Raw genomic sequence first — 17,023 nt, forward strand, 5'->3', positions numbered from 1 at the left:
TTAAACGTTGAAGTACTTCGCTTCAGGGTGGTACAGCACGAAAGCGTCAGTGGACTGCTCAGGATGCAACTGCAGCTCTTCTGAAAGCGTCACGCCAATGCGTTCCGGCTCTAGCAGTTCTACCAGGCCACGGCGTGATTCCAAGTCTGGGCAAGACCCGTATCCGAAGGAATAACGAGCGCCGGAATAATCCAAATCAAAGAAACGTCGTGGATCATTCGCATCACTGTCACCCACGCTCGTACCGTCCGGCAAAGTGAGCTCTGCGCGAATCCTACTGTGCAGCCATTCAGCCATCGCTTCGGTCAGTTGCACGCCGAGGCCATGAACTTCCAGGTAATCACGGTAGTTGTTGGCAGCGAAGAGTTCGTTGGCGAAGTCTGCGATCGGCTGTCCCATGGTCACTAGTTGGAACGGAAGGACGTCGATGCGGTCCGGTGCCACGTAGTCAGGGATGGACAGGAACCTGCCTCGCTTCTGGCGCGGGAACGCAAACCGCTCGATCACCGGAGAATCCAGTGACGGTTCGGCGTGAACCAAGATCTCCTGCCCATCTGCATGCGCTGGGAAGAAGCCGTACACGGCGGCGGCATGATCCAGGATGCCTTCGGACTTGAGGCGGTCCAGCCACATCCGCAGGCGCGGGCGCCCCTCCCGTTCCACCAGCTCCTCGTAGGTTTCGTCTGAACCCTTGGCCGGTTTGAGACCCCACTGGCCGAGGAACAGGGCGCGCTCGTCCAGCATCGGCAAGAAGTCCGCCAGGGTGATGCCCTTCAAAATGCGGGTTCCCCAAAACGGTGGCGTGGCCCGTGGGACATCCAGTGCCACGTCGGAGCGTTCCGGCAGGTGCACCTCAGGGGCGTTGGCCTTTCTCTCCGCAGCGATACGCAGGGATCGCTCGCGTCGGGCTTTGCGTTCGGCCTTCTTCGCCTCAGCAACGCGGGCAGCTTCGTGCTGCTCAGGGCTCACGTTGCCACGCTTGAGAGCCATGACGTTGTCCATGAGCGTTAGGCCTTCGAAAGCATCGCGGGCATAGTACACGTCACCGTCGTACACCTCGTCCAAGTCGTTTTCAACGTAGGTGCGGGTCAGGGCTGCGCCACCCAGGAGCACCGGGTAACCAGCAAGGCCCAAGGAGTTGAGCTCCTCCAGGTTTTCCTTCATCACCACGGTGGATTTCACCAGCAGACCGGACATGCCGATGACATCGGCGCCATGCTCCTCAGCGGCGGCAGCGATGTCACGAATTGGCTGCTTAATGCCGAGATTGACCACCTCATAACCGTTGTTGGACAAAATGATGTCCACCAAGTTCTTGCCGATGTCATGCACATCGCCCTTCACGGTTGCGATCACCAGTTTGCCCTTGGACCCGGAGGAATCGGATGCCTCCATGAACTGCTCCAGATACGCCACGGCGGTCTTCATCGTCTCCGCGGACTGCAGCACGAACGGGAGCTGCATCTGTCCAGAGCCAAACAACTCGCCCACTGTCTTCATGCCGGCCAAGAGATCCTGATTAATGATCTCGATGGGGCCCTTCTCCTTCAAAGCAAGGTCAAGGTCAAGTTCGATGCCTTGCTTTTCGCCGTCAATAATGCGTTGCGCGAGGCGCTCGAACAGTGGCATTGCTGCTAGGGCCTCGGCGCGGGCATCCTTCGCGGAGGTGGCGTCGACGCCGTCGAAAAGCTCCATGAAGACCTGCAGTGGGTCATAGTCCGGCGTGCGACGATCGTAGACCATATCGAGGGCAACCTCGCGTTGGCGTTCGTCGATGCGGTTCATTGGAATGAGCTTGGAGCTGTGCGCAATCGCAGTGTCTAGGCCGGCCTCGATGCACTCGTTGAGGAAAACGGAGTTAAGCACCTGGCGGGCGGCGGGATTGAGGCCGAAGGAGATGTTTGACAGGCCGAGCGTGGTGTGGACTTTCGGGTACTTTTGTTTCAGCCTGCGGATCGCTTCAATGGTTTCGATGCCATCCCGTCGCGTCTCTTCCTGTCCGGTCGAGATCGGGAAGGTCAGGCAGTCGACGATGATGTCTTCCTCGCGCAGTCCCCAGGTATTCGTGATGTCGGTGATGAGCCGTTCCGCAACGGCCACCTTACGGTCGGCAGTGCGCGCCTGGCCTTCCTCGTCGATGGTCAGCGCGACTACGGCGGCGCCATGCTCCTTAGCGAGCCTCATAATGCGCTGGTAGCGGGAGTTAGGCCCGTCGCCGTCCTCAAAATTCACCGAATTAAGAGCACAGCGACCACCCAGGGCCTTGAGGCCTGCCTCGAGCACTGCTGGCTCCGTGGAATCGAGCATGATTGGCAACGTGGTGGAAGTCGCCAGCCTAGAAGCAAGCTCGTGCATATCTTGTCTGCCGTCCCGTCCCACATAGTCCACACAGACATCTAGCAGGTGTGCACCGTCTCGGGTCTGCCCTTTCGCGATGTCGATGCACTTCTCCCAATCCCCCGCCAGCATGGCCTCTCGGAATGCCTTGGAACCGTTTGCATTGGTGCGCTCGCCGATGATCGTGATGCCGGTGTCCTGTGTAAGCGGCACCGAATGGTACAGCGACGACACCTGATCCTCGGGCGCAGCCACTGCCGGGGATTTCGTGGCCTGCTTATCGACGGCCTCAGCTAGCATCCGGATGTGCTCCGGAGTCGTGCCACAACATCCGCCTACAGCGCGGATGCCGAATTCATCAATGAACCCGCTGAGGGCTTCAGCAAGCTCCGGCGCAGTGAGCGGGTACACAGCCCCGTCTTTGCCCAGAACTGGAAGACCAGCGTTAGGCATGACAGTCACCGGGATAGAAGCATGCTGGGACAAGTAGCGCAGGTGTTCGCTCATTTCGGCGGGGCCGGTGGCGCAGTTGAGGCCAATGGAGGCGATGCCGAGTCGTTCAAGTGCGGTGAGAGCGGCTCCGATCTCGGAACCCAAAAGCATGGTGCCGGTGGTTTCCACTGTCACGTGCACCATGATCGGAAGCTGGGTGTCCAATTCTGAAAAGGCTCGCTGACAAGCCAAAACAGCGCACTTTACCTGCAGCAAGTCCTGGGCGGTCTCGATGAGAATTGCGTCAGCACCCCCGTGGATGAGACCTTTTGCAGCCAAAAAGTAGTGGTGCGACAGCTCGTCGAAAAGCGCGTGTCCCAGCGATGGGAGCTTGGTGCCCGGGCCGAGTGCACCCACGACGAATTTTTCGTCAAACTCGTCAGCGACCTCGCGGGCGATGCGTGCGCCTTCGCGAGCAAGCTCCTCGCAGCGGTCGGCGATGCCATAGTCAGCGAGGTTTGGCAGGTTACACCCGAAGGTGTTGGTTTCTACGAAATCGGCGCCAGCCTGGAAATAGGCGCGGTGGATTGAGGCCACAACGTCTGGTCGCGTGACGTTGAGGATCTCGTTACAGCCTTCCAAGTCGAGAAAGTCCTGGTGGACAGACATATCGAAGGCCTGTAGCTGGGTGCCCATGGCACCGTCGCCAACGAGAATTCGTGTGGACAGGGCGTCGAGGAAAGCTGTACTAGTCTTCATAAACTAGACAGCTTAGACTATTCCAGTTCTGGAAGTGAAGAAATCGCGTCAGCATCTGCAGGAGATGCCGCGACGGCCTTGCGGAACATGGCGTTCAGTTCCTCGCGTTCCTCCGGCTCAACCACTGCGTCTTCATGTTTTGCGTTGAAAGCGTCAATGGCAGAGACAGTGGCGCCTACCAGTGCGGTCACAGCGTCTGCATCTGGTTCAGCTGGCAGGGCATCCAGTTCGTCCAGGAACGCTTCCAAGATGGTGCGAAGCTCTGGCAGTACTGCAGGATCAAAAGGCTGATCCCAGAATTCGCGTTCGTCCTCACGCAGGTAGGAACCGGTAGCAAACTCTTCGAGATTGGAAAGGAACTCGTCAACTTCTGGCTGAAAATCTGCGCGAATGCTCATGACTTTCATTGTTCCCTAAAACGGGCGCGTGTGCTGGATTACAGCCGAATTCCAAGCAGAGCATGAACCGCAGTTCGCACGATGTCGCCAGCTTCGGATACCTCTCCGCTGTCCTCATCGGAGACGCTGACAGCCCAAGAATCAACAGCTGCGAGGGCGCGTGGCGTGTCAAGATCATCCGCCAAAGCGCTGCGCAGCTCGGCAACGAGCGCCTTAGCCGTCTCGACGTTTCGTGCACTACGAATCGCGGTGCGCCAATGCTCCAATCGCATTTCAGCAGTGGTGAGAACGGCATCTGACCAGTCACGATCACTGCGGTAATGGCCTGCGAAAACACCGAGACGAATGGCGCTCGGATCATGGCCTGCCGCGGTGAGCTTGGAAACGAAGACCAAGTTGCCCAGAGACTTGGACATCTTCACGCCATCAAGGGAAATCATGCCGGTGTGAGCGTAAATGTCGGCCATGCGTGGTTCCCCATGCAAGGCCTCCGCGTGGGCAGCAGAGAACTCGTGATGCGGGAAGATCAGGTCACTACCGCCACCCTGGATCGCGAAATGGGGTCCGAGTCTGTTGGTTGCGATGGCGGAACACTCAATATGCCAGCCCGGGCGTCCCCGGCCGAACGGGGCTTCCCACGACGGCTCCCCTTCCCTAGCTGCCCGCCAAATCAAGGCGTCAAGGGGATCTTTCTTCCCTGGGCGCTGTGGATCGCCGCCGCGCTCAGCAAAGAACTTGTCCATGGTCTGTCGGTCATAGTTCGACTCGTAGCCGAAGCTCTCGGTGGCTTCGATGGACGCGTAGATGTCTGGGTATTCGTCGCCTTCGATTTGGTAAGCGCTGCCGTTGTCCAGCAGCCCCTGCACCATCTGGATTACCTCGTCCACGGCATCCATAACGCCCACATAGTGCTGCGGTGGTAGGACCTCGAGCTCGGCCATGTCGGAGCGGAACAGATCAATCTGACTGGTTCCGAGCTCTTTCCAATCAACCCCATCGCGCTCAGCACGCTCGAACAACGGGTCATCTACATCCGTGATGTTCTGTACGTAGGTGACCTCGTGACCGTTATCAAGCAACTGACGGTACGCGAGGTCAAACGCGAGATAGGTTGCTGCGTGGCCAAGATGCGTTGCGTCGTAAGGGGTGATGCCACAGACATACATCCCGACCTTGCCATCGCGGGCGTTGACCGGAACGTAGTCCTGGTCAGCGGTATCGAAAAGCACGAGCGGTACGGGCTTTCCCAAGGATGAATCAAGGCGAGGAACTTCTGGACATGACCACGAATGCATGATTCAACCTTAGCTGCTTAGGCTCAGGCACCGCGAAAATTAGGGCTGCAATACCCCAAGAGCAAGCAACGCCATCACTGCGAGACCAGCTGGAATACGGTAAGCCGCGAACCAAGAGAAGGAGTGATGGGACACGAACTTCAGCAACCACGCAATCGAGGCATAGCCGAGGCCAAATGCAATAAGTGTGCCCACCAGCAGTTGTGCGCCGGAGGCTGCCTGGCCGGCTTCTGGGGCGAAGGCGTCGGGAAGCGAGAAGAGACCTGAGGCGAGCACTGCCGGGATGGCGAGCAGGAAGGAAAATCGCGCTGCAACTTCACGGTTCAGGCCGGTGAACAAACCGGCGGCGACGGTGCCACCCGAGCGAGAAACGCCTGGGATCAGTGCGAGACATTGTGCCAAGCCCATGATGATGGCGTCTTTCATGGTCAGTTCCTCGAAGGAACGCTTCTTGGAGCCCAGTCTTTCAGCTGCGATGAAGACAAATGAGAACAGCACCAGCACGGTTGCGGTGATCCACATGTTGCGCAGATTGTCGCGGATCAAGTCCTTGCCCAGGTATCCGAGGATCGCGACCGGCAGCGTACCAACAATGACCATCCAGCCCATGCGGTAGTCGAAGCCGCGCTTGGACTTATCAAACAGGCCTTGCAGCCATCCCTTGGCGATGTTGAAAATATCGCGCGCGAAGTACACGAGCACTGCCGCTTCGGTGCCGAGCTGAATTACCGCAGTGAAGGACGCTCCGGCGTCTTGACCCCAGAACAATGTTGAAATGATGCGCAAATGGCCGGAGGAACTGACCGGCAAAAATTCGGTCAGGCCTTGCACAATGGACAAAACGATAGTCTGTGACCACGACATAGCTTCTGTATTCACCCGGACAACTGTAGTCCCCAAGCAGCGCCTTTTCTCCTTTGACACCGCGGATACGTATCGTTGATGGCTATGATCAGGCGACAACTTGGACGCAGCGGTCTAAAAGTATCCAACATCGGCCTCGGCACGCGGGCGTGGGATCAGCACATGTCAGTGGAAACGGTGCGTGACATCGTCGCGGGCTTCCTCGGGGCGGGTGGCACGCTTATCGACGCTTCCCTGTCCACCAATTCAGGAGCCGCCGTGCGCTTACTTGGCGCCGTGCTTTCCGACTTCCCTCGCGATGAGATTGTGCTGTCTGCTTCAGCTGGAGTTCGCCCTGAGGCGCCACTAGGTGCCCGAGTTGATTGCTCTCGCAAGTCGCTCATCGCAGCGATCGACCGAACCTTGCAGGAACTCAGCACTGACTGCCTGGATATTTTCAGTGTCGAATATTGGGATGAACACACCCCTCCTGAAGAGGTGAAGGACACGCTTGACCTGATCGTGCGTTCTGGAAAGGCCCACTATGCGGGAGTCCGGGACTATTCGGGTTGGCAACTGGCCGTCTCTTACAGCCCGTGGGTGAGCGTTGCGCAGTCCGAGTACAACTTGCTTGATCGCACAGCCGAGCAGGAATTGCTTCCGGCATCGCAGCACCTCGGAGTTGGTTTTATCGCCAGTTCTTCGTTGGCACAAGGGATCCTCACTGGCAAATACCGTGATGGATCGGCACCCGTGGACGCTGCCATCCACACCAGGTTGGACGAGAGAAGCGCGCGCATTGTCGACGCCTTGGGCACCGCGGCCGCGGGTCTGGGAATATCTCCAGCCACAGCAGCCCTCGCGTGGACGCAGGCGCGTCCGGGGGTCAGCTCAGCTCTGGTGAGCATTACCGAACCCGGCCAACTTGCAGACATTTTGCCAGCCGCAACGAGCAGCCTGCCAGCGGCCATTGTCGCAGCCCTCGACGACATCTCAGCGCTGTAACCCTCTGGTAACCTTAGGAGCCGTGAAGAATTCCCTCCGTCGTTCCGTCGTAGCCCTGCTGGCGGCCAGCACCTGTGCGCTGGCATCCTGTACTCCCCCAAACGTGCAAGATCCGCAGAAGCAGGCGGAACAGCAAGCTGGATCGGGCCAGACGGTCTCTGGGGCACTTGGCAATGCCACTCCAGCAGCTTCCCCAGCAGCTGATAACCCGGCGGGCGAAGTTTTGAAGCTCGAGGGCCCTCTCTCCAAGGCCAAAGATGTGGAATTGGCCGGCGACGTGCTTGCTGTGCGCAGTGGGGATACGCTGGCCATTGGCACCGTCGACAAGTTCCGTACCAATTCCGCCGAACACATCGAGATCAATTCCCGCTGCGGCGATCTGACTGTCACCGGCGACACCTTTGTGCTGCCATGTCCTGTTCCGATTTTGGGTGGCGCTGGTGGTGGCGTCATTTATCTCATTGACGCGAAGAACCCGAAGCTCGACAACACTCGTCGCGCCGATGTTCCGTTTACCTCGGCGGCACTTACCTCCACTGGAGAAGTAATCGGTGGCAGTTCAGAGCAGCCGGACGTTCATGTGTTCCGTGGAACGGACTCCTCGAATGTGAAGAAGATCGCAACCTCCCGCAAGGCACACCAAATCGTGGCGAGTGCTGTGGACGGCACTCGGGACGGAGTGGTCTTCATCGACCGGGAAAAGACCGTTATCCAGGGCGTGGACTTTAAAGAGAACCGCCCAGGTGGCGCGCTACGCATGGGTGTTGGAGTTGGGTCGATTGCGGCAGGTGAGAATGGGCTGTTCCTCGCCGCCGATGCGCTAGGCCATCAGCTCGGGGTATACACCGATGACGATATCTTGATGCTTCACCAAACAATCGCCACCGAGAAGTCACCGTGGGCAGTGGCGTGGGATCCGCACCGCAAGCTAGCGTGGATTGCATCCAACGAAACCAACCGCATTCAAGCTTTCCGCCTTAGCTCGGGCGTTCCTGAGCTGCAAGGCTCAGTGTCTTCCGTTGCCAATGTGCGAAGCATGACCATTGACGCTGATGGCACCATCTATGCTCTTTCCGATTCCGGAGATGGCCTGCAGGTAATCAAGTCGCAGGATCTCAAACTCGATTAAGGAACTATCGTGAAACCACACCCGCTGCGCACAAAAGCCTACGAGCTTGCCCTGCACACCATGTTTCGGCTCAAGCCAGAGCGTATCCACATCCTGATGGTGCAGGCGCTGCAAGTTCTGCATGGCGCCACTCCAATCAACCGTGGCATGGAAAAAGTGCTAGCGGTTCACGATCCAATTCTCGAACAGACTGTGTTCGGGGTTAAGTTCCCGCGTCCACTAGGCCTGGCCGCTGGCTTTGACAAGAATGCCACCTGTGCCGATGCCTGGGCACCACTAGGTTTTGGCTATGCCGAGCTCGGCACGGTCACTGCACAGGCGCAGCCAGGAAACCCAACTCCGCGTCTGTTCCGCTTGCCTGCGGATAAGGCCATCTTGAACCGAATGGGCTTTAACAACAAGGGCGCTGCTTTCGCTGCTGAGCAGCTGCGACGTCGCAAGTCCACGGATATCGTTGGCATCAATATCGGCAAGACCAAGGTCGTGCCAGCCGAGGACGCAGTGTCCGATTATCGAGCCTCTGCCTCCCTCCTTGGGGACTTGGCCGACTTTCTTGTTGTGAATGTGTCTTCGCCAAATACTCCTGGCCTGCGCGATCTACAGGCTGTGGAATCACTGCGTCCAATCTTGAGCGCTGTGCTCGAGTCGACCTCCTCCCCAGTACTGGTCAAGATTGCTCCGGACTTGTTGGATGAGGATATCGACGCAGTCGCAGATCTTGCCGTCGAATTGGGTTTGGCGGGCATCGTAGCCACTAACACCACGATTTCTCGCGAGGGCCTCACGACGCCACTCTCCGACGTCGAGAAGCTTGGTGCGGGCGGAATTTCGGGCGCACCTCTCAATGAGCGTTCGCTGGAGGTCCTGCGTCGCCTCTACACCCGCGTCGGAGACAAGATCGTCCTGATTTCCGTTGGCGGCATTGTGACGCCGGAGGACGCATGGGAACGCATCTGCGCTGGCGCAACCCTGCTGCAGGGCTACACTCCGTTCATCTACGGAGGTCCGGATTGGATCCGGGATATCCACCTCGGAATCGCGGAAAAGCTGCGCGAGAACGGCTTCCGAAACATCTCCGAAGCAGTGGGCAGCGAGAACCGTTAGAAGTTAACGTGCGGCTGCGCGCCTAAGGATCAATCCGCAGAGTAACGCGGCGATGGCATAGGCGGGCAGCCAGAACTGCTCCATTACGTGCAGAGGCTCGTTGGGGATGAACCTGCCACCCACCACGAGCATGAGCGCGACGATGAGGGCAAAGACACTCCATGCACTGCGTGGCCTGCCTGGTACGGTCATCCCGAAAGCCCCGAGAATCGCTCCTGCTGCCACGATCAGCAAGAAACGCGGTGTCACAGCAAAAGGAGCAAGAAAGCCTTCCGTCACCACGGCAACGAAGGTGAAGATCGCGAGCACAATCGCGATCGCCATGAAGGCGCCACCGACGCGCAGGGGCACAGGAAGGCTTGCAGTGTAAGCTACATCACTCATGGGTGATGAGCTTAGTGGTTTTCGTGCCAGCCCCAGGTAATAGCGCGGCCGAGGGTGTGGAAGTATAGGTTGAAGCCCAGCACGGTGGGGGTAGCGTCAGCTGGGATATCGAGCTTTTCGACGTCCAGGGCGTGCACCGCGAAAAGGTAGCGGTGTGGGGCATGACCTGCAGGTGGATTAGGGCCATAGTAGCCACGCTTGCCCGAATCGCCCTTGAGAGTGACTACCCCTTCGATGCCGCCGAGGGTTTCGTCGCCGGCGCCAGTCGGAATCTCGCTGACGGTTGCTGGGATGTTGAAGACTGCCCAGTGCCAGAAGCCAGAACCGGTTGGAGCGTCTGGATCAAAGCAAGTGATGGCAATTGACTTGGTGCCCTCCGGAAGATCCGACCACTTCAGCTGTGGGGAAATATCCGTGCCGCCCAGTTGTTCGGGCTTGAAGGTGCCACCATCGACAAAGTCAGTCGAGCTCAGTGGAAAGCTTGGCTTGTCGCCAAGAGGGGCGTAGGGATCGGGGCCAGGAAAGCGGGAATCAGTGTAGGAAGTCATACTTCCCTTATACCTGCGACTAGGTCACATTCGCTAGGATTCCCACTTTTGGTATAGCCGGGCGTAACGGCCGCCCAAAGCAAGCAGCTCATCGTGGGTGCCGTCTTCTAGAATCGCCCCTTCTTCCATGACGATGATTCGATCCGCGGCACGTGCTTGGTCAAGCCTGTGGGCAACTACCAACGACGTGCGACCATGTGCCACAGCCGTCGCAGCCCGCTCCAAGGAACGAGCGTTCTCGCTTCCGGCTTCGGCAGTTGCTTCGTCCATGAGGAGCGCGGGCGGATCGAGCAAAATGATCCTCGCCAGTGAAATCTGCTGCTGGACTTCTGGTGGCAACTCGTTGTTACCAGCCCCCACTGGCGTACCCAGGCCCTGCGAGAACCAGCGGCGCCAGGCTGCTGAATCCTCAGTCAGGCCTACCTCGGCAAGCGCTGCTAACAGGTCTGCGTCTGAGGCATTGCGGGCGGCGAGCCGGAGGTCGTCGGCAAGCGTGCCTGAAAAGATGTGCACTTCCTGACTGATGAGAACAACCTGCTGGGACACCCAAGCGTCGGACACCTCAGCGGTGTCGATTCCGTCGATGAGGATACGACCTGACGTCGGACGTTGGAGGCCCGCAATGAGGCCTGCCAGCGTTGACTTGCCAGCGCCAGAGGCCCCCACGAGAGCCGTGGTGGTTCCGGGGGTTAACTTGAGGTTTAGCCCGGACAGAATTGGCGCGCCCCCAGGGTACCCAAAGGTCAGATCCTCAATTTTGATCTCTGGGCTGGTGGTTAGCGGAGCAGGATCAACACGCTGGGGTGTCTTGAGCTTCGCCAGCGCGACGGCGCGCCCCAGGCAGGTCATAGCGTTTTGAATTTCGCCTGCGAAGTACATGACGTTGAAGACATGGACCTCCATGCGGGAGATCAGCAGCATTGCCGTGGACGCCTCGCCAAGGGACAACGCCCCGGTCTTCACGTGAAAAGCGGAAAGCGCGAAGCAGAACACGACCAAACCACCGTAGGCGAGCACACCGTGGGCAGTGAGGCGGTTGAAAAGGGGCTCGCGCCGCGCGGTCTCGCGGACCGACGCCCAGGAAGAATTCTTGAACCTTGTTGTAGCCCAGCTTTCGAGCCCAAGGGCGCGCAGAGTCGGCAGGCCCCGGATGGTGTCGAGCAGCTGATTATTTCGCGCAGCATCCCTGTCAGCCACCCGATTTGAGGCATCCGGCAGCAACGCCAGATTCGCTTGGGCCAGCGGGTAAATCAAAACGCCCACGAGGATGAACATCACACCGTAACTCCAGTGGACGATCACCAGCGACACGAAGGTGAAGGGAAACATCAGGGCCGTGATTACGATGCGAACGCCCATCGCATTGACCATGCGAACGGCAGCATCGATGTCCTTGGTCAATCGCGATATGACGTTACCCGTCCCGAGTTCCAACATGTCCGGGACCGGTGCGCGTAGCGCGGCAGAAAGTGCTGCCTCGCGTACACCCACAGAAAGCCGTCTTGCTCGCGATTGAAGCAGGTATTGGGCGCTAGCTCGACCCGCTGCTTCGATCGTGAGCCCAAGACCAATGAAGGTGATGAGCAGGGCGTAAGAACTGGTGTCGGCGCGGGCTATGACGTCGACAAGCTTGCCGATCGCCGCCGTCGTACCCATCATCGCCGTCAGCGTGCCCACAAATACCACGCCGGCGGCCAACCACCAGCGCGCGTGCGGACGCTCCGGAAGGGTCTGTAGGTAGCGCCCAATGTCGCTTATCGACGCCGGTTTCACTTCCCCACCTCCTGGTCAAAATCCCGAATCGTGTCCGCAACAGCTCTCCAGCCCCTGGAGGTGGTGAGCACAATGGTCAGCCGGTGCTTGCGCAGCTGCGCCACATTCTGGGCCACCGCCTCCAAAGTGACGGAATCAAGTCCGGTAGTCGGGTCATCGAGGACAAGAACCTGAGGATCCAGTGCGAGCACTCTAGCCAAGGCCACACGCTGTCGTTGCCCTCCAGAAAGGTTCAGTCCAGCCTCCCCGATTGGTGCGTCCGGCAGACTGTTGTCGGGGCCAAATCCGCCCAGTCGGCGAACGATGTCGCCACAAGCAGCAGCTCGGATCGCATCAAAGACCGCGGGGGCGTTGCCAGTTGGATCGACGTTGTCGGACAACGTTCCCTCAAACACATTGGCTGAGTGCGGAGCGTGCACTCCGCCCAGCTGTTGAAGCTCCGCCTCAAGGCTGCGCCGACCACGTTCGGTAGACGCGTGCCAGACCTCAAGACCGCAACGTTTTGATTCCGACACTGACTGGGCGCTGGTTACGTGGTCAGAATCAACGATCAATTCTTCGATTCTGGCAGCCGAAGCATGGGCACGGGCCCAGTACTCGGTGAAGAAGCCCAACGCATGCCCAGTGACCGTCAGCGCAGGTGGAGCAAGCAGCGTGACGGTAAAGAACTCACCGGCCGAAATGCGCCCAGACACCGCGTACCAGCCAGCGATGGCCAGCACCGTGATGTTGGCAATAAGGGGCACAACCTGTCGCAAGAACGTCGAAATCGCGGCAATCCGGGCGTCCTTGATCATGACGTCCAAAGCGCCTCTCGCAGCATTCGAAAACGTGCGTTCGCTCTCCCCCACAGCACCGAGGCCTTTAAGAACTCTAGAGCCCTGTGCGAAGTCAGTGGCCAAAGAAATGGACTTCGCCTCCGCAGCGCGCCGATCACTCGACACCTTCGAAATTGCCTTACCCGTGAAATACGAGGCCACTGCAGTGCCCACGCCACCTAGCAAGACAATCCCTGCGAGTGACATTGAGAAAGTGCCGATGACCGTTGCCGAAGAGGCGAGATAAGTCACCATGACCAGCGGAAAATTCAGCACCTGCTTTACTTCGCCGAGCTGCTGAACATCCTCATCTACGGTGTTCAAAAGCTCGCCCGGGGTGTGCTGGACTCTACTTCTCACCAGCGTGGCAATCGACTCGAGGCGAAGATCGTGTGCAACGCGAGCGCTCGACAGCGTGGTCAAGGAATCCCCTGTGGCATCAACAATGAACATCAGCAGCATCGTGAGAGCCACCGCACCCACTAGGCTTGCCACCTGCGTGAACTGTCCATGTGGGATGACCTTGTCTAGGCCAAAACCAATGAGTCGAGACATGACGGTCGCATTGGCGGCGGAAAATATCCAACAACCAACCAGCAGCCAAAAGGCCCTGCGATGGCTCACCAGAGTGCGAAACACCAAACCCCTCGGCGTGCGCTTGCCGGCGAACATCGACGTCGTGGTTGCGCCAGGCGTTTCTGGTACGAACCATGACCACGTCTTCAAAGGCTTAGGAACCTTCGCTGGATGAGTGAACATGAACCCACACATTACCGCCAAAATTGCAACGATGAAACTCTACTTGACCTGCAGATTTGTTTTTGTTTGAACTTTCGGGCTATTGTTTACGAGTGCCCAGCCGAAAGGCTGAAAACAAAACCCAGCCCGGGTGGCGGAATGGCAGACGCGCTAGCTTGAGGTGCTAGTGTCCTACTAATGGACGTGGGGGTTCAAGTCCCCCCTCGGGCACAATCTTCAAAACCCCAGTTCATCATGAACCGGGGTTTTCTTGTTGCTGATTCGTCTTTGGGACAGAGCCCGGAGGAATTTGAGACCGGGTGTAGATTTCCCCGGCCTTTCAGAAGGTTTGCCCTGCAGGCAAGTGTGCTATCCGGGAGGAATGTACCCAAGAGGTCAGATTCCTCCGGGGTGACTGGACGTCGGAGGAATCTGAAGTCTGAAGGCAAGGCACTCTAAAAGCTCGAGGACCCGCCTGCCCCACTGAAACCAGAGCTATAGGACGAATTGACGCTCGACGCTGAAGCCTCTTGAGCCGCAACTTCAGTGGAATGCCACGAGCTGAGAGCCCAGAACGGCACGAAGTCTGCGTAACCGTAACCCGGTCGGTAGTTGGCATCGTAGATGGCGGGCGCGGTTGGCGCAGTAGTCGGTTCTTTAACGTCTGCAAGCTGTTGGTTCTTCAAGATCACCAACGCCCGCTGGTACTTTTCCAGCAAGCGTGCGTAGCGCTCCAAAAAGTCGGGTGCAGTTGGAGCAGAGGCAAGCGCAGTGGCTTCCTGCTTCGATTCGGTGAGCGACATGTACAGGCCGCCCGAGGAGTCTGAGACTGTCGCAAGTGCCTCGTCAATGTCGGACAAGAGATCGGAGGCCTGAGTCCTGCGTGTCGCAGCATCCCCGTGCTCGAGCTTAAACAGCACGTCGATGTTCTCCTCCGCGTAGCCGACTTGTCGTGCGACCGTCGCAGCCTCGTTGATTTTGGGAGCCTGGGTCAAGATCAACTCAGGGTCTGAAGATGGAGAAAGGTTCCCGAAACTGTCCACAGCGTCGTGCAGCTTGAGGAAGCGATCTCGCACGTCGCCCCACTGTTGCCGCATCGTGTGGTGGGCCAAAGGTGAGGAAAGAGAGTGGGCACGGATGTCTATTCCATCAAGGCGGGACGCGAGCGCGCCATATTCCTTGGAAACGAAGGCGAGGTTTTCGCGAGCCTCAGCCAATTGCTTCTCGCGCTTTTTGCGCCGAGCCGAGACTATTCCCGCGCCGAGCATGACGCCACCTGCGGTGGTCAGACCAGTGACCGCAGTGGTGATGGTGCGGTTTTCCACTTGCGAGTCGTAGCGAGCTTGCCCAAGCTTTTCGACGTCCGTTGCCTGCCTTACACCTGCAAGAAGGCCCGCCGGAATATTGCCGTCCTTCACACCGGGCTTAATCGCGTCGAGGGAGCGTTCGAGGTTTGTGTCCCCTTTGTGGAGCGTGAGCAAACGAGCGACATCCTCCCCTGCTCCCACGAACGCTTTCCGGGGATCGAGGCCGACGCCCACGATCAAAACGCCGTCTGTGTATTTTTCAGCGCCAATAATCTCGGGCTTGTTGTCGCGAAGGTATTCCTCCACAGAATCGTTGACATTGTTGCGGTTGTTTTTGAACACGATGTAGTGGATCTGTTCCACTTCAGTTGGGATGGTGAGCTGCTGCACGTCGCGAAGCATGCGTTGTTCGTCTTCGGCACTGAGCACGTCGTGGGGGTCGTGGACCTCGGCGTGCGCCACCCCTTGTTGTGTGGGAGCGGAGATTTCATATGTCGATTGATCGGGGACATCGACCAGTGAATATGCCGTCGCGGCCGCACCTCCGCCGAGGAGGACTGTGGCGAGAGCGGTCGCAACGAACATCATTTTCGGCTTCATGCCTTCCACTGTAGGCCGATAGCGATGTGGTTGACTATGGGCATGATGATCGATCCCGACGAACTGGCAATCTGCCTCAAAGTTCTGGACGAGGCCGGTTCACTGGACCCGACGAGTGAAGACTCAATCACGCTGCAACGCGCTGTCGGGAAGCTTTTCAAAGAGGTCAAGCGCCAGCGGCGGGCGGAGGCGAAGCGTGCGCGTCGGGAAGCAGATGAGGCTGTGTTGGCACGTACCGCGACCGCGAACCCGCAGCGTATCGACGACGAGACCGCAGGCCTCCTCGTTCGGCCCGCCGGCGCTGAACCCGTGGCCCTGGAGAGAGGCGCAGTTGCTACGCCACATGGCTGGGCAGGCAAGCTCTACAGATCTCAAAACTGCTATGTGTGCAAGCGGCCATACACCCTCGTTGACTCTTTCCATCATCAACTGTGCCCAGATTGTGCAGCGGACAACCGCGCCCGCCGGGACGCGCGGGTTGATCTCACGGGCCGACGGGCGGTTTTGACCGGTGGCCGGGCAAAGATCGGCATGTACATTGCCCTGAAGCTGTTGCGTGATGGGGCCGATCTCACCATCACGACGCGTTTTCCAAAGGACGCGGTACGGCGTTTTACGGCCGTCGGAGATAGTGACGGCTGGCTCGAACGACTGCACATCGTGGGCATTGACCTGCGAAACCCGGGGCAAGTCGCTGATTTTGCTGATCACGTTGCGGCCGAAGGTCCGCTCGACATCTTGATTAACAACGCAGCGCAAACCGTGCGACGCTCCCCCGGCGCCTACTCTGGCCTGGTTGACGCGGAAAGTGCGCCGTTGGAAGGGGCGCAGCAGGATGTCGACATGGTGGCGATTGGTCGCACCTCCGATGTACACCCGGCAGCTCTCGTGTCCGGCAAAGGCCAGTCCCATGCGGAATTGTTGGCGCGTGATGCCATGGTGGGCGGCTCGGCGTCTCTGGAGCGGGTAAAAGATGGAACAGCCATCGATGCAGGCGGACTCATCCCCGACTTGGTCGACCACAATTCTTGGGTGGCGACCATCGGCGAAGTCGATCCGATGGAACTGCTCGAAGTGCAGCTGTGCAACCAAACGGCACCGTTCATCCTGGTTAATCGACTGCGCCCTGCCCTTGAGGCTTCGAAGGCGCGACGGAAATATGTCGTGAATGTCTCAGCTATGGAGGGCGTATTTGGTCGGGGCTACAAAGGGCCTGGCCATCCGCACACCAACATGTCGAAGGCAGCTCTGAACATGCTCACTCGTACTGCTGCTGGTGAGCTGTTCAAACACGGCATTTTGATGACAGCGGTAGATACCGGGTGGATCACTGACGAACGCCCGCACACGGTCAAGGAGCGCTTGGCCGCGGAGGGCTTTAAGGCGCCTTTGGACCTTGTCGACGGCGCAGCCCGCGTGTACGACCCGATTGTGCAGGGCGAAAACGGCGTTGACCTGTACGGATGCTTTCTCAAGGACTACCAGCCGCACCCGTGGTAACCTGGCACTTTGTGATAAGGTCTGCTGAATTTTCTGATATTCCCGCTGTAGCT

At 58.7% G+C, this 17,023-nt stretch carries 13 protein-coding genes and 1 tRNA gene; 5 read left to right on the forward strand and 9 right to left on the reverse strand.

Annotation, left to right across the window (positions count from 1 at the left end):
• The 4 genes from metH to WG939_RS00520 are packed head-to-tail and all read right to left on the reverse strand — an operon-like array spanning window position 1 to window position 6,085.
• The gene (metH, locus tag WG939_RS00505; protein ID WP_339981524.1) at window positions 1–3,528 is read right to left on the reverse strand and encodes a methionine synthase; all 3,528 of its coding nucleotides are present in this window, start codon (window positions 3,526–3,528) and stop codon (window positions 1–3) included.
• Window positions 3,529–3,545: 17 nt separating this feature from the next.
• Window positions 3,546–3,926, reverse strand: a complete 381-nt coding sequence (locus WG939_RS00510) for a hypothetical protein (protein WP_339981525.1) — start codon at window positions 3,924–3,926, stop codon at window positions 3,546–3,548.
• A 38-nt stretch (window positions 3,927–3,964) separates the two neighbouring features.
• Window positions 3,965–5,221: a cysteine--1-D-myo-inosityl 2-amino-2-deoxy-alpha-D-glucopyranoside ligase gene (mshC, locus tag WG939_RS00515; protein ID WP_339981526.1), complete on the reverse strand. Its 1,257-nt coding sequence runs from the start codon at window positions 5,219–5,221 to the stop codon at window positions 3,965–3,967.
• A gap of 39 nt (window positions 5,222–5,260) precedes the next feature.
• Window positions 5,261–6,085 (reverse strand): undecaprenyl-diphosphate phosphatase, encoded by an 825-nt coding sequence (locus WG939_RS00520; RefSeq protein WP_339982578.1) that lies wholly within the window; start codon window positions 6,083–6,085, stop codon window positions 5,261–5,263.
• A gap of 84 nt (window positions 6,086–6,169) precedes the next feature.
• Here WG939_RS00520 and WG939_RS00525 point away from each other — a divergent pair, with 84 nt between their 5' ends.
• From WG939_RS00525 to WG939_RS00535, 3 genes are read left to right on the forward strand one after another with little or no spacing between them, the layout of a single operon-like run.
• Window positions 6,170–7,069, forward strand: coding sequence for an aldo/keto reductase (locus WG939_RS00525; RefSeq protein ID WP_339981528.1), 900 nt, complete (start codon window positions 6,170–6,172; stop codon window positions 7,067–7,069).
• A gap of 22 nt (window positions 7,070–7,091) precedes the next feature.
• Window positions 7,092–8,198, forward strand: a complete 1,107-nt coding sequence (locus WG939_RS00530) for a YncE family protein (RefSeq protein ID WP_339981529.1) — start codon at window positions 7,092–7,094, stop codon at window positions 8,196–8,198.
• Window positions 8,199–8,207: 9 nt separating this feature from the next.
• On the forward strand, window positions 8,208–9,302 hold the full coding sequence (locus WG939_RS00535; RefSeq protein ID WP_339981530.1) for a quinone-dependent dihydroorotate dehydrogenase: 1,095 nt from the start codon (window positions 8,208–8,210) through the stop codon (window positions 9,300–9,302).
• Window positions 9,303–9,305: 3 nt separating this feature from the next.
• Here WG939_RS00535 and WG939_RS00540 read toward each other — a convergent pair whose 3' ends face one another.
• From WG939_RS00540 to WG939_RS00555, 4 genes are read right to left on the reverse strand one after another with little or no spacing between them, the layout of a single operon-like run.
• On the reverse strand, window positions 9,306–9,686 hold the full coding sequence (locus tag WG939_RS00540; RefSeq protein WP_339981532.1) for a hypothetical protein: 381 nt from the start codon (window positions 9,684–9,686) through the stop codon (window positions 9,306–9,308).
• An 11-nt stretch (window positions 9,687–9,697) separates the two neighbouring features.
• On the reverse strand, window positions 9,698–10,234 hold the full coding sequence (locus tag WG939_RS00545) for a YbhB/YbcL family Raf kinase inhibitor-like protein (RefSeq protein WP_339981533.1): 537 nt from the start codon (window positions 10,232–10,234) through the stop codon (window positions 9,698–9,700).
• A 33-nt stretch (window positions 10,235–10,267) separates the two neighbouring features.
• On the reverse strand, window positions 10,268–12,007 hold the full coding sequence (locus WG939_RS00550; protein ID WP_339981534.1) for an ABC transporter ATP-binding protein: 1,740 nt from the start codon (window positions 12,005–12,007) through the stop codon (window positions 10,268–10,270).
• The gene (locus tag WG939_RS00555) at window positions 12,004–13,584 is read right to left on the reverse strand and encodes an ABC transporter ATP-binding protein (RefSeq protein WP_339981535.1); all 1,581 of its coding nucleotides are present in this window, start codon (window positions 13,582–13,584) and stop codon (window positions 12,004–12,006) included. The genes WG939_RS00550 and WG939_RS00555 overlap by 4 nt, the downstream gene beginning before the upstream one ends.
• 124 nt (window positions 13,585–13,708) lie before the next feature.
• Between WG939_RS00555 and WG939_RS00560 the strand changes: the two genes are divergently transcribed.
• Window positions 13,709–13,794: transfer RNA gene (locus tag WG939_RS00560), tRNA-Leu, on the forward strand.
• A 224-nt stretch (window positions 13,795–14,018) separates the two neighbouring features.
• Here WG939_RS00560 and WG939_RS00565 read toward each other — a convergent pair.
• On the reverse strand, window positions 14,019–15,470 hold the full coding sequence (locus tag WG939_RS00565) for a TPM domain-containing protein (RefSeq protein WP_339981536.1): 1,452 nt from the start codon (window positions 15,468–15,470) through the stop codon (window positions 14,019–14,021).
• Between the two features lie 24 nt (window positions 15,471–15,494).
• Between WG939_RS00565 and WG939_RS00570 the strand changes: the two genes are divergently transcribed.
• A complete protein-coding gene (locus WG939_RS00570; RefSeq protein ID WP_339981538.1) occupies window positions 15,495–16,970 on the forward strand; it encodes an SDR family NAD(P)-dependent oxidoreductase in 1,476 nt (491 codons plus the stop codon).
• The last annotated feature ends 53 nt before the right edge of the window (window positions 16,971–17,023 follow it).

Origin of the sequence: Corynebacterium sp. H130 (assembly GCF_037572395.1) — a bacterium.
In the GTDB taxonomy this organism is placed as follows: Bacteria; Actinomycetota; Actinomycetes; order Mycobacteriales; family Mycobacteriaceae; genus Corynebacterium.